Origin of the sequence: Candidatus Chlorohelix allophototropha, from assembly GCF_030389965.1 — a bacterium.
Classification (GTDB): Bacteria; Chloroflexota; Chloroflexia; order Chloroheliales; family Chloroheliaceae; genus Chlorohelix; species Chlorohelix allophototropha.
The window spans coordinates 1714490-1728199 of sequence record NZ_CP128399.1 but is presented as its reverse complement, the minus strand read 5'-3'; the positions used below and the strand labels follow the sequence as shown (position 1 = coordinate 1728199).

The 13710-nt window shown below is 46.8% G+C and carries 13 protein-coding genes; 4 read left to right on the top strand and 9 right to left on the bottom strand.

The window, feature by feature from the left end:
- The 4 genes from OZ401_RS07455 (at nucleotide 1) to OZ401_RS07440 (ending at nucleotide 4524) form a co-directional block, all read left to right on the top strand.
- On the top strand, nucleotides 1–1680 hold the full coding sequence (locus tag OZ401_RS07455; RefSeq protein WP_341467595.1) for a ferredoxin:protochlorophyllide reductase (ATP-dependent) subunit B: 1680 nt from the start codon (nucleotides 1–3) through the stop codon (nucleotides 1678–1680).
- Between the two features lie 95 nt (nucleotides 1681–1775).
- A complete protein-coding gene (gene bchL / locus OZ401_RS07450) occupies nucleotides 1776–2597 on the top strand; it encodes a ferredoxin:protochlorophyllide reductase (ATP-dependent) iron-sulfur ATP-binding protein (protein ID WP_341467594.1) in 822 nt (273 codons plus the stop codon).
- A 151-nt stretch (nucleotides 2598–2748) separates the two neighbouring features.
- Complete coding sequence (locus tag OZ401_RS07445; protein ID WP_341467593.1) at nucleotides 2749–3840, top strand: HAMP domain-containing sensor histidine kinase; 1092 nt, start codon at nucleotides 2749–2751, stop codon at nucleotides 3838–3840.
- Nucleotides 3841–3864: 24 nt separating this feature from the next.
- Entirely contained in the window at nucleotides 3865–4524 is a 660-nt protein-coding gene (locus tag OZ401_RS07440; RefSeq protein ID WP_341467592.1) for a response regulator, read from the top strand.
- A gap of 4 nt (nucleotides 4525–4528) precedes the next feature.
- Here OZ401_RS07440 and OZ401_RS07435 read toward each other — a convergent pair whose 3' ends face one another.
- The 9 genes from OZ401_RS07435 to OZ401_RS07395 form a co-directional block, all read right to left on the bottom strand.
- The gene (locus OZ401_RS07435) at nucleotides 4529–5146 is read right to left on the bottom strand and encodes an alpha-ketoglutarate-dependent dioxygenase AlkB family protein (RefSeq protein WP_341467591.1); all 618 of its coding nucleotides are present in this window, start codon (nucleotides 5144–5146) and stop codon (nucleotides 4529–4531) included.
- A 137-nt stretch (nucleotides 5147–5283) separates the two neighbouring features.
- Nucleotides 5284–6549 (bottom strand): Glu/Leu/Phe/Val family dehydrogenase, encoded by a 1266-nt coding sequence (locus OZ401_RS07430; RefSeq protein WP_341467590.1) that lies wholly within the window; start codon nucleotides 6547–6549, stop codon nucleotides 5284–5286.
- A 78-nt stretch (nucleotides 6550–6627) separates the two neighbouring features.
- Nucleotides 6628–8106 (bottom strand): Asp-tRNA(Asn)/Glu-tRNA(Gln) amidotransferase subunit GatB, encoded by a 1479-nt coding sequence (gene gatB / locus OZ401_RS07425; protein WP_341467589.1) that lies wholly within the window; start codon nucleotides 8104–8106, stop codon nucleotides 6628–6630.
- A gap of 114 nt (nucleotides 8107–8220) precedes the next feature.
- Entirely contained in the window at nucleotides 8221–8667 is a 447-nt protein-coding gene (locus OZ401_RS07420) for a DUF2231 domain-containing protein (protein WP_341467588.1), read from the bottom strand.
- A gap of 2 nt (nucleotides 8668–8669) precedes the next feature.
- Nucleotides 8670–9875, bottom strand: a complete 1206-nt coding sequence (locus OZ401_RS07415) for a C39 family peptidase (RefSeq protein ID WP_341467587.1) — start codon at nucleotides 9873–9875, stop codon at nucleotides 8670–8672.
- Between the two features lie 46 nt (nucleotides 9876–9921).
- Nucleotides 9922–11040 (bottom strand): aminopeptidase, encoded by a 1119-nt coding sequence (locus OZ401_RS07410; RefSeq protein WP_341467586.1) that lies wholly within the window; start codon nucleotides 11038–11040, stop codon nucleotides 9922–9924.
- Nucleotides 11041–11730, bottom strand: a complete 690-nt coding sequence (locus OZ401_RS07405; RefSeq protein ID WP_341467585.1) for a hypothetical protein — start codon at nucleotides 11728–11730, stop codon at nucleotides 11041–11043.
- A 298-nt stretch (nucleotides 11731–12028) separates the two neighbouring features.
- Entirely contained in the window at nucleotides 12029–12697 is a 669-nt protein-coding gene (locus OZ401_RS07400; RefSeq protein WP_341467584.1) for a formyltransferase family protein, read from the bottom strand.
- 31 nt (nucleotides 12698–12728) lie between these two features.
- On the bottom strand, nucleotides 12729–13700 hold the full coding sequence (locus OZ401_RS07395; protein WP_341467583.1) for a phosphoribosylaminoimidazolesuccinocarboxamide synthase: 972 nt from the start codon (nucleotides 13698–13700) through the stop codon (nucleotides 12729–12731).
- Between the last annotated feature and the right edge of the window lie 10 nt (nucleotides 13701–13710).

Sequence of the window (13710 nt, the reverse complement as noted above, 5' to 3'; positions counted from 1 at the left end):
ATGCGAATGAGCTTTTGGGAATATCAGGGAACCGCCCACACTGGTGTAGCGCGAGTGGCAAGCAGTATGAACGGGGTGCATGCCGTAGCCTATTCTCCGGTAGGCGATTGCTATATAAATTCGATGTTTACCATGATGGAGCGTGAAAAACGCTTCCCTCCTGTTCACACCAGCGTACTCGACCTTAAGACAATGGGCATGGGTATAAACCGCCTGCCCGAATCCTTGCGGGAAGTTAGTCACGACCACAACCCTGACCTCATAGTAGTCACACAAACCTGCTCTTCTAGCCTGCTACAAGAAGATTACGGGTCATTGGCACGCCAAGCGAATATTCCGAACGAAGTCTTGATATATGCCCCTAACCCTTTCCGGGTTGAGGAAGATGAATCGGCAAACGGCTTGCTAACCGTAATGGTTGAGCAATTTGCCGCTATGAAATTACCGCCCACTTCCAAACCAAGCGTCAATATCATCGGACCTATCTCGTTGGGCTTCCACCATAAACACGACTTACTTAGCCTCCAACGCATGCTGGAAACTATGGGAATTGCGGTTAATGTAGTCTTCCCACTTGGCGCAACCGTAGCAGATATCAAGAAACTGCCACAGGCATGGGCAACCATTGCACCCTATCGTGAGATGGGCGCAGATGCAGCAATTGTGCTGGAAAAGATGCACAACATCCCCGCTGTAACTAGTGCCCCTATCGGAGTGGTTGCCACCCGCAAATGGGTACGCGAAGTGCTAGAAAGCTTGAACAAATTCGCTTCCGGCAATGGGCTGACTTTTGACCTTAAAGAACCGGCGATTGCCGCCTTTTCCATGGATCAGAAAAGCGCGCCCAGCGGGCTGCCTTGGTTCACCATCACCGCCGACGTACAGGGCTACAGTTCAAAGAAGGCTTTTGTCTTTGGAGACTTTACGCACGCAGTCGCCATTACCCGGATGCTGGCAACCGAACTAGACATGCAAATAGTCGGCGCAGGCACCTATAATCGCAAACTCGCCAACGAATTTCGAGAGCTAGTAAAACCTTATACAGATAACATCATCTGTAGCAGTGAATTTGCCGAAGTACGCAAAGCAATTGGGGAAACGCTGCCCGATATAGTGATGGGAACCCAGATGGAACGGCATACCTCCGCCGAATTTGATATACCATGCGCCACTATCAGCAATCCCACTCATATAGAAGATTTCTCTCTGAGTTACCAGCCTTTCCTTGGCTATGACGGCTCAAACTTCATCACCGATCGAGTGTATCACACCTGTACGTTAGGTCTTGAAAAACACATGATTGAAATGTTCGGCGATGCCGGTCTTGGAGTGGAAGAAGCCCGGCTCAAAGCGAATGAACGGGGCAAAATTCAGGTCGCCCCCGAACCGGAAGCCCGCGAACAGGAATTGGAAGCATATAAAATCGCGGAAGAACTTCGCGCTAAAGCAACCCAGTTAGCGGTAGAAAGCGGCGCAGCAGTTGCGGTCAAAGCGCCACCAGTTGCTGCAATCACGGCTGAGTTGGTTTGGACAGACGAAGCTCAAAAAGCTTTGAAACAAATACCTTTCTTTGTAAGACCAAAAGTCCAGAAACGAGTCGAGGAGTATGCACGTTCGCACGGTTACAGCCTTATCACACTAGACCTTGTATATGAAGTCAGAGAAAAAGCCCAGCAATAAGAGGAAACCGGCTTCAAAATTATCGCAAGCGCTCTAAAAAGCTTGAACCCGGTAACTCAAAAAACCAGTATTATAAAAAGGAGATTTACATAGATATGAACCATGCTTACGCTTTTTATGGAAAGGGTGGCATCGGCAAAAGCACTACCTCATCAAATGTGGCAGTTGCAATGGCAAAAATGGGGGCGAAAGTCTTGCTGATAGGCTGTGACCCCAAACATGATTCCACCTTCACCATTACCGGACACATGATTGATACGGTGATTGACATCCTAGAGAAGAAAAACTATCACGCCGAGGAAGTCGAGCCGGACGACATTATTAAAACTGGCTATCTTGGTGTGGCTGCCGTCGAAACCGGAGGCCCGCCAGCCGGGGTAGGTTGTGGCGGGTATGTAGTGGGCGAAACCATGAAAATGCTCAACCGCATGGGTGTTTACGATAATTACGACTGCATCCTGTTTGACGTGTTAGGTGATGTCGTTTGTGGTGGTTTCGCTACCCCTTTGCAATGGGCAGAATACGCCGTTATTGTAACCGCCAATGACTTTGATAGCCTCTTTGCCGCCAATCGTATCTGCGTAGCAGTTAAAGCCAAAGCTGCCAAATACAGAGTTAGGCTGGCGGGCGTGGTTGGTAACCGCATTTTAGCAAATCCAAACGGAAACGGCGAGAGCGGTCATGAGCTAATTGATCTCTTTGCCAGTGAAGTTGGCACGCAAGTGTTGGGCTATGTTCCCGCGGAAGACCACATTCGACGCAGTCGTATAAGCGGTAAAACCCTTTTTGAGCTTGAAGGCATAGATACCTCTCCTTACGAGAACCTAGCAAACGCGCTGTTATGCGAACCTGAAACCGTAATTCCAAAACCAATGGGTGATAGAGCAGTATTTCAGGTCATTGGGAATCGCATTTAGCCTGAACGGTTGAAATTAAATAAATTTGGCATCAGACCGAACCCGCAATGGTTCGGTTTTTTTATTTACCCACCTTATTGGTAGCTTACATAAATATCGGAATATTGGTAAAATGTAGCAAGTCAGAGTATAAAAATAATTAAAGGAATTTATGGCAAAAGTTCTGGGAAAATTGAAGCAACCTCCACCACGAACTAAAAACTCAAATTTTATACTGAAATTACTCCAGTTGCCTTTGCTGCTGAAGGTTTTGATTGCAAACTCTATTATTGTAGGGGGGGGCGCTTTCGTGGGTACTTGGTTAACCACCTTTGTATCTGGGGGCGAGGATCATTTTACCATTGAACTTGCCTTGCTACTCACTTTTATAGGTCTGTCATTTAGTGGGGTAGTAAATTTCGTTGTCCTACGGGCAGCTTTTCATCCCCTCACCGAGCTTGTGCAAACATCTGCAGCAGTTCGTGGTGGCGATTTAAAAGCCCGAGCTAAGAGTAGCCTTGTTACCGACCCTCAAATGGAAGAACTCGCCAACACTTTTAACACCATGCTTGATACCTTAGAAGAGCGTAACGACCAACTACACTCTACCGCTACTCAAATTATAAAAGCGCAAGAAGATGAGCGTACCCGTATCGCACGGGAACTTCACGATGAAACTGCGCAATCGCTGACCGCTGTTATGGTACGCCTGAAATTGCTGGAAAAATCATCAAGCGTAGAAGATTTGAAAAAAGGATTGAGTGAAATGCGCACCATCCTGAGCAACACTATGGACGAGGTGCGCGAATTAAGCCGGAATCTGCGCCCTAGCCTATTGGATGATCAAGGTTTGGTTGCCGCCTTAGAAAGTTATATTCAAGCTATAAGCGAGCGTTTGCCACGCAAAATAACCTTCCAGCAAGAGGAAGCCGAACAAGCCATACGACTCCCGGAAATGGTAGAATTAGTCTGTTACAGAGTGGCGCAGGAAGCGTTAACCAATGCGATAAAATATTCACAGGCAACAAAAATAGAGGTGCATTTGGCTACCGCTGATAAAATAACCCTTAGCGTTACAGATGATGGAATAGGCTTTAATCCAGACACAGCATATGAAAAAACTGGGCTAGGGCTGGTTGGGATGCGTGAGCGTGCTCAGTTGGTTTCCGGTAATCTGTATATAAACAGCAAGCCGGGTAAGGGTACAGAAGTACGACTTGAAATTCCACTTAAACACGGGAAAGATACCAGTTACTTGCAATAAATATTACTAAAAGCTCGGAGAACTATGCCAGATAAAATAAGGGTATTGCTAGCAGACGATCACGCGGTATTGCGCAGCGGTTTGCGCGCCCTTCTTAACGCAGAACCTGATATTGAGGTTATCGGCGAGGCAGGCAATGGAGAAGAAGCCGTTAAGCTTACCTATGAGCTAAAGCCGGATGTACTAGTACTGGATTTAAACATGCCGGGTCTTGGCGGTTTAGGCGCGTTGAAAAAAATCAGGGGGACTAACTCGCCCTCTAAAGTGCTGGTTCTCACCATGTACAGTGAAGAACGTTATCTCTATCAGGTCTTACAACAGGGTGGCTCTGGCTATGTGCTAAAAAGCTCAGCCGATACCGATTTGCTGGAAGCAATCCGCACTGTACAGACCGGAAATGTATATCTTTATCCGGCAGCCACCAAATTACTGTTAAGAGGCTATCTAAGCCGCCGCGATGAAGAAGAAAAAACAGCGGTATTGAGCGATCGAGAAGAAGAAGTTTTGCGACTTACCGCCGAAGGCTATACCAGCCAAGAAATCGGCGAAAAGCTAGTTATCAGCTCAAAAACTGTGGATACCTATCGCAGCCGTATAATGGAAAAGTTGGGGCTGCATCATCGTTCCGAGTTGGTACGATATGCGCTCAAACATGGATTGCTCGAACCTAGCTTCGAAGAATAAGACCTTAAACAATCACTCTAAAAGTGATATTTAGCCTCTCCCCACAAGAGAAGGTTTCTTTTGGCACACAATGTTTCCAATAGTGCTGGGTTGTACCTTGCATTAGCAACAAGCTGCCATTTTTCAACTCCAACTGATAAGTCAGTGCGGGATTACTTTTATGCTTTAGCCGAAAACGTCTGATAGCCCCAAAACTAACCGAAGCAATCACCGGATTTATTCCCAATTCACGCTCATCATCGCTGTGCCAAGCAACGCTATCTTTTTCGTTCCGGTACAGGTTCAAAAGGGCACTGTTAAAACTCATGCCCGCTACACTCTCTACTTTCTCTTTTATTTCGAGTAACGCCGTTGTCCATTTATTTGGATTTAGGGTTAAACTGGAATAGGTGTAGCTTTTGCCTTCCTCTCCATACCAAGCAGTTAGGCGCGGTTGAAGCACATTTCCCGAAGGCATCCGTAATACCTCCTGTTTCCATTCAATGCCTTCGCGCAATTCACGGAAATAACGGGTGCAAGCAACCTCTTGGAAAAAACTTTCATAATAAATTACCGAAGCATCTTGTAATGGAAGATACAACGGCTGGTCATCAAAAAGCCCAAAGTGACCCTGTAAGTGCATTGCCTCACCTCTTGAAATAAAAATGCCGAGCAAACCGGTAAAATTACTGGTGTTGCCCGGCAATGTCGGATTAATCTAACTAAAACCTGTATGCAGGTGTGGGGTTACCCCCGCGCCTTCCCCAAGATATAACTGGATTAAGGATAAATTCCCCGCGTCTTGGTAGCTTCAGCCACCCGACCAACTGCCAGAATGTATGCGGCAGTGCGCATATCTACCTTGTGCAGTTCAGCCAGCCGCAGTACATCATTGAAAGAGCGTACCATAATCTGTTGCAAGCGATTATTGGTTTCTGCTTCAGTCCAGAAAAAGCTCTGCAAGTCCTGTACCCATTCAAAGTAACTGACCGTTACGCCACCCGCGTTTGCCAAAATATCCGGCAATACCATAATGCCTCGTTCAAAAAAGACCTTATCGGCATCGGGATTAGTTGGTCCGTTTGCAGCTTCAGCAATAATTTTCGCCTTTACACGTTTGGCATTATCGCCGTTTAGCTGATTTTCTAACGCTGCTGGTATCAGAATATCGCAGGGCAGTTCCAGCAAGGCTTCATTCGATACTACTTGGGCACCGGGGAAACCCACCACCGTACCATGTTCGCCTTTAAAAGACATCACCGCGCGTACATCCAATCCCTTTGGATTGTAAATACCGCCTTGTGAGTCACTCACTCCCACTATAGTTGCACTATCTTCGGATAGTAGGCGTGCTACAATTGCTCCAGCATTGCCAAAGCCCTGCACTACAACTGTGGATTTAGCCAAATCCATGCCCTTCAATTTAGTGGCTTCACGGATAATATACTGGCAGCCGCGTGCTGTTGCCTCGTTGCGCCCTTCTGCGCCACCGATATTCAGGGGTTTGCCGGTAACTACAGCCGTTACACTATAGCCTTTATGCATGGAATAAGTATCCATAATCCATGCCATCGTTTGTGAATTGGTATTAACATCCGGGGCGGGGATGTCGGTTTCAGGACCGATCAACAGAGATATTTCGGTGGTGTAGCGACGGGTGAGGTGTTCCAGTTCCCGCTTGCTCAGTTTCTTAGGATCCACTATGACACCGCCCTTAGCCCCACCGAAAGGAATATTAACGACCGCACACTTCCAAGTCATCCACATAGATAGCGCGCGTACTTCATCAAGTGAAACTTGTGAGTGATAGCGGATACCGCCTTTTGCAGGACCACGAGCGAGGTTATGTTGGATTCGGAAACCGGTGTAAACTTCGATGCTCCCGTCGTCCATCTGAACAGGAAAACTAACGGTTAACTCGCGAGCGGGGTGCATCAAAACCTTGCGGATGCCTGATTCCAAGCCGAGATAGTCAGCAGCAATTTCTAATTGCTTTTTGGCTATCTCATAGGGGTTTTGTACTTTCGCCGAATATTCAGTCGTCATAGATTTCACCTCTCCATTGAGTGTGAACTAGTAGGAACGCCACGTTGCGCCCCAATGGTACAAGCGTTTATAAAGTTCCTACGTTAACCTATCTTCTAATAGCCTCCGCACCACATCTTTATTAGCTGTGCCGCGAGTAGCTTTCATTACCTGACCGATAAGGAAGTTCAGCGTGTTGGGATTGCCTGCTTTATAATCGGCTACGGCTTTAGGGTTATTCTGGATAACCTCTCCTACGACTGCCGTAATTGTTCCCTCATCTGATATTTGTGCCAAGTTTTTCTCTTTGACGATTGCCTCCGCTTCTTTTCCGGTGGCAAACATCTCTTCGAAAACTACCTTGGCAGAAGTATTGTTTATAGTACCTTGCTCTACCAAACCGATTAAATCGGCTAATTGAGACGGCTTAACTTTAGTCTCCGCCAATTCGGTTCCGGTTTCTTTCAAGCGAGCGAATAACTCGTTGAGAATCCAGTTGCTGGTAAGCTTGGCTCTGGAAGCTGTTTTTGACGCGCCCAACGCCTCTTCAAACCAATCTGCCAACTTGCGGTCACTGGTGAGTAAAGTGGCATCATACGGACTCAGGCTATAATCGCGTATAAATCTTGCACCACGCACGTCTGGCATTTCAGGCATGCTGGCGCGAATATTTTCAATATACGTGTGTACCAATTGCAACGGCGGTAAATCGGGTTCTGGGAAATAGCGGTAATCATTGCTGTTTTCCTTACTGCGTTGGAAAACAGTCTCGGCGGTTTCTTCGTCCCAACCCCGTGTGTGCTGCGTAATTACGCGACCTGATTTTAATTCATGCGCCTGCCGCTTAAGCTCAAATTTAATAGCTTCATACACGTTGTTGATGCTATTCATGTTCTTTATTTCGACTTTAGTACCCCAGTGCTTCGAGCCTTTGGGCATAATCGAAATATTGGCATCACAGCGCATTGCACCTTCTTCCATATTGCCGGTGCCGATGCCAAGCCAACGCACAATTTGGCGCAATTTGGTAAGGTACTCTCGCGCTTCCTCTGCGCTTCGAATATCAGGTTCGCTTACACACTCCATTAAAGGTACACCACAACGGTTGTAATCCACCAGCGAGTAGTTTTCGCCTTCAGTGGTATCCATATGCACCAATTTACCAGTGTCTTCTTCCTGATGTACGCGGGTAATCCCGATGCGCTTTATCTCTCCGTTTACCTCAATATCAACCCAACCGTTGACACATACGGGCAAATCAAACTGACTGATTTGATAGCCCTTTACCAAATCAGGGTAAAAATAATTTTTGCGGTCAAACTTGCTGTATTCTGGAATAGTGCAATTCAAGGCTAATCCGAATCTTACGATATATTCGATAGCTTTGGAATTTATTACCGGTAATACACCCGGCATTCCAAGACAAATGGGGCAGGTATGGCTGTTTGGAGCAGCGTTGGCATAATCGGCGCTGCATGAACAAAACATTTTACTGGCGGTGCTTAGCTGAATATGTGTTTCTAAGCCTATAATTACATCGAATTCGGTCTCAAGTGCGTTTTTATCAACAGTAAGCATTTATCCAGCCTTCTTTTCTAGTTTATGTACCATTTATAATTATAGCACCGGCTAAAAGCCTGTACAATCCGCAATTTGCACAATGTTAGAATAAGATTAATCAGGGGAACCGCTTTAGCCTATTCCCACCCTGTATTCATATACAATGTGACCGCCAAGCCAGCCTACCGCTACCAGCAAAATTATACCAACAATATTTAATACCAGCGCAAGCTGATCAACTTTCCTGATTTCCTCATCTTTCGAATCGGCTGCCAGCGATACAAAGCGTCGGAAAAGCATTATACCGTACACCAGTACCAGCGAAACTCCCGCGATTATGTGCAGCACCGCAAATAATAGCCAGCCTTCCTTTGCATTTGTTTTCGGGCTGTTCTGCATATCGAACAAGCCGGTGGCAACCGTCATTAACAATCCGGCATAACCCAAGCCTAGCGCCCCATCTACAAAAGGCACGATTGCGCTATTTTCTTTATGAGTCACGGTTTGCCAAACCAGTGTAAGGCTGCCTGCCAGCAATAGCGCAATCGGAAAGTGGGTTAATAGCGGATGTATAACCACCGTTAGCCGCCCAATTTATCCAACAAATCGCGACTGGGTTGGTAATACCCGTCTAACAGCGAGAGCTTAAGTTCTTTTTTAGCTTCATCTTTCCGATTCAAAGCTACCAGCGCAACGGCTCGTTCATAATGCGCCTCGGAATAGACCGGCGCTTGCTGCAATATTTCATCCGTCATTTTCAACGCCTGCTGGTATTTCCCCAACTTGTTCAAACTCTCCAAAGGCCACATCTGATACCACAGGAATCGCCCGTAAGGTCCAAGCGCCACAATCCTATCCCAGATTTGTAACGCCCCTTCGTAATTTCCACTGGTAGCCCTAAGGTAGCCCGCATTACGCAGTCCGTCCAAGTCGCGCGGGTTCTTATCGAGAAAACTCTCGGCTGCCGCTAAAGCGCGGGTCAGGTTTGTTTTACTGTCGAAATCTACCCCTAGTATAGCTTTCACCAACGGTTCGCTCTTGGCAGTGTACACAGGCAAGAAGCGATGGTCAAAGGCTTTCCAAAGCGTATCTTCTAGCGCATTTTCAACCGACACCGAAGCTTTGTCAAACATCGAATCATTTACAATAAAGGTACCCTTTGTCGTATCAAAGCCACGTATCACCCGGTAATGCGCTATATCATCATCAGGCTTAAGCCATGATTGAGTGATAACCGGAATCCCATTTGATAATAGTTTTCGCAAAGTATCAAGATTCCCGTTCTCTACAATCAGAGTTTTCACCCCGTTAGTGGTCAAAAAATCCACTAATTCGGCAGGTCGTACTTTTTTATCAGCCTCTGCCGGTTTGAGCGCAGTAGCACACTCGTCCTGAGTCTTTTTAATACCGTAATAGCTCAAAACCATCATCGCCGACACCGGACCGCAATTATTCCACTTCTGCGATTCCCAACTCATCGGCTCAAGCAGCGCCTTTTGCGCTATCGGCTTGACCGGAACTGCAGGGGTTGGACTTGGCGCAATAGTAGGGGTGGCAGTTGGAGGAACTTGCGTTGCGGTAGGTAAAGGCGATGGGGTAATAGTAGGCAGCACAATCGCGGTAGCCGTTGCCATAGAAGGAGCTAGAGTAATCGTAGGAGCGGAAGTTGGCGAGGCTGCAACCGTAAGAGTAGCCACAGGAGATTCATCGCCACAAGCCGCAAACAACCCGGCTAACAGCGCCAGTAACCCGAAAAATAATAAACTTCTATAATTTTTATGAACCAATATCACTTCCCCTGATAGTTTCTTTGAGTAACAGTAGCGCAAAGAATTATACCAGCAGTTTGCCATCTTGCAACAGGGGAAGCCCATCCACCAATACTGTTACCTTCGGTAATACCAAATCCCAATGTATTTGGCTGTTATTTGTGCCTCCCAACGGGCGGTTTTCACCCAGAGCGAGGTGAATCGTCCCATAAATTTTTTCGTCTAAAAGGGTAAACCCTATCACCCGCTCAATTGCAGGATTTAGCCCAATTCCAAACTCGCCCAACCGCGCCCCATCCTTACCACCTCCAGCCACAACCTCCCGAAAAAGTTCCAGCCCTTCTGCGGCAGAAATCGCGCTTGCCCAACCATCTTCAAAATCAAGCACCAGTTCGCGTACCACTCTACCTTGCCAAAAAGCCACTTCCACCACTGCCCTACCCTGCGCCGAATACTCCGGAGGGGCAAAGCACACCTCACCCGAAGGCATATTCAAATACAACGCCCCATCCAGAATATCTTGCTCTGAAATAATACCGTCATCACATTCGAGTGGACGACCACCGATTTTGAGAGTCAATGCAGTGCCGTTATCGGCAAAAATCCTGATTTCCTGTGCCCCATTTAGACGCGCTTTCACCCGCTCTGCTTGTGCGCCGATTGCTACATAATCGGCTTGCATAGCTCTCCAAAAATTATTGTGTAAAGTTTCCCACCGACAATCCAAAGCTTCAGCTTGAGCCGGGGTGGGTATTTCTGTGCCTAACCAACGCCGCTTACCGTCAAATATAATATCGCTAGGCGCTACTTCACTTCGACGCTGCGCCTCGATTCGTTCAGGTAATATATGGGGTGGGTGAAAAGCAAGAGGATTTGCACGCTCAAAAAAGGTTGTAATAACCAGATCAGAAGCTTTTAAAGCGGCTAAAAGCGGTGGGCTAGAAGTAGCAAGCTGTTCCAATGTTACATCAGGGTCGGAAAGCGCCGCGAGTAACGCCGAATCGCTGCCTACCACCACAAAGGGCAGCGCTCCGACTCTCCGGCATTCCAATTCTAGAGCCTCACAAAATTCCAAGCTATCGGCACGCCCCAAAATTGTAACTGCCTCACCGGGTTGTACTCTGGCAGAAACACGGATTAATTGACGGGCAATTACCCTATAGTCCGGTTGGATTAAATCCACCTAGTTTGAAACCTCTCCTAGCAATTCGAAATCAAGATAGCCAATAGTCTTGCCAATTTTTACCAGAAATTCGCGGAATTCATGTTTTAAGCGCAGCACTTCTAGGTATTCTTCGAGGGTAAATGCATCGATCCGGGGGTCAAGTTTACAAACCAGCATCAGATTGAAGCCCTTTACAGCCGATAGTTCCCACTCTTTGCGCCCTTCTTCCGAGTTCCAGACCCTACGCCAAACCGGATGGTATCCCCGAATTAGGTGAACTGTTACCTGTTGAATCCAACGTCGGTTTTCACCGGGAATCGGACAATGTAAAATATCTAGTAATCGTCTAGTGCCTTTCCCCAGTGAGGCAATAAATCCGGCATCGCGGGGAGTAATACCTTCAATGATTTGAAGTAAATCATTATAATATTTATAAGGTTGATCTAGAGCGATAGGGGAATGGAGTAAATAAACATAGCGACGGCGCAAACGCTTGACAGGATGTTCAGAACTTACACGCACATACTCCGCCCATTGCTTGGTATCGCGGTAAGGGATACGTACAAAAGCTGAAGTTTCATTATCCGGGCCGTCCAGATACATACCAAAATCAAGAAAATCTATCAGTTGAACCGATTTTTCAATTGAAGGGTAAAAATTATCATCTAGCCCGGTTATACATATATGATAATCACCGACTTTTGGCATTTAAACCCGTCACTCACTCTCCAACGAATCTAACAAATTATAATTATTATTAATTATAATACCAAGACGTTTGCCTTATAGATATGTCCAAATTCACATTAGTATTCAATTTGCGGGGTAAAAAGCTAAACCCGCAAGGTTAAGCTATTAATTAAAACGTTGGAATGAGTTCGAAGATGCTATCATAGCAATACTAATTTAAGGGGGTCAAGAATCAGAAACTAACTGGTGAAATTTCGCAGGAAAGCCCCACGCTCTTAAAAAGAGCACAGTTACAACAAAGTATGAAAAATCGGTTTTAACCCAATGCACCGGATTGGTTCTTATCATCCAGAATCCGCGCACAAGCAATATTAATAGCCTGTGGCAAAATTGCATCTTCGGCTTGGTGTACGCGGTCTGCCAGAGTTTCGAGGGTATCGCCGCCACGAATCGCTACTTCACGCCTCAAAATAACGGGACCACAATCCATTTCTTCGGTGACATAATGGACGGTACAACCAGTTGTTTCTACCCCTGCCGCCAACGCTAGTTCCAGCGCGTGATTGCCGCGAAATACCGGAATCGAAACTCCGCTATGGGTGCGAATAGATGCCTCAAGCGAGTCTGATAAAAGGGCAGGATGTACATTGATAATTCTATTCGGAAACTCGTTCAGAAATTCTTTGGTAAGCATCAAGCCCCAGCCAGCAATAGCTACCAGTTCCACCCCGCAATATTTAAGCAATTCGGCAATATAAAGATCATAATCAGCCCGTTGCTTGCCAGCATCTCTGAACTCGGGCCAACGTACGGTATAAGTCGGAATATTTTGGGTTCTAGCCCACTGCGCCCCCGGCGAGTTTTTCTTGAAAGTGATAACCGTCGCTAATTCTGCCAGCGAATCCGCTTGCCGTGTGCCTTCCCAGATTGCGTTTAAGCGCCCGCCATTTCCAATGAGCGCGCCGATTTTTACGCGCTTAGTCACAGGCAGCCCCCTGTCGTTTTATAACTCTCACCTATAACGCCAACCCTTCTAAATTAGCCTTGATACGTTCGGCTACAGGCTGTGTCAGGTCGCTTTCAAATTCGCGTCCGGTAATCCGCTCGTAGCAACCGATGTAACGCTGACTCAAACGAGCGATAATATCTTCGTCCAGCGCAGGCGGTGCGCCATCACCCCCAAAACCTTTACTACGCATCCACAGTCGTAAAAGCTCTTTATCAAAGTTTTCCGGCTCTTGTCCTTGCCCCAAACGCGACTCGTAAGTGCTCGCTATCCAGAAGCGCGAGCTATCGGGGGTATGCACCTCATCGGTAATTGCTACCTGACCATCAATCAAGCCGAATTCGTATTTTGTATCTACCAGAATCAAGCCACCTTTGCCACAAAGTTCTTGCCCACGAGCGAATAATGCCAGCGCCTTTTCTTCAATTTGGGTATATATTTCTTCTGCCACCAAACCAGATTCGATAATTTCAGTGCGAGAAAGCGGTTTGTCATGTCCGCCCAATTCGGCATGGGTGGTGGGAGTTATAATTGGAGTAGCTAATGGTTGGTTTTTGTACATTCCATCCTTGAAATTGTAACCGTACATCTGGCGCGAACCTTTCTGGTACATCGTCCAGATACTGGTATCGGTTACGCCTGTCATATAACCGCGCACCACAATTTCCACCGGGAACATTTGCGCTTCTCGCGCCAACATTACATTCGGGTCGGGCACGGAAAGCATGTGGTTTGGTAGAATATCGCTACTTTGCTCAAACCAGAATTGGCTTAACTGGTTTAATACCTGCCCCTTGAAAGGAATTTGCCCCAGAATCCGGTCAAAAGCCGATTGGCGATCGGTGGTCACCAACAAGCGGCGGTTACCCGGCAAGCTATAGAAATCGCGTACTTTTCCTTGATGGCGTTGCCCAAACCCGTTAAGGTTGATTTCACTTAGTGCGCGTGTACGCTGTTCCAGAATTATCTCGGCTGAATACATTTTAGAATCC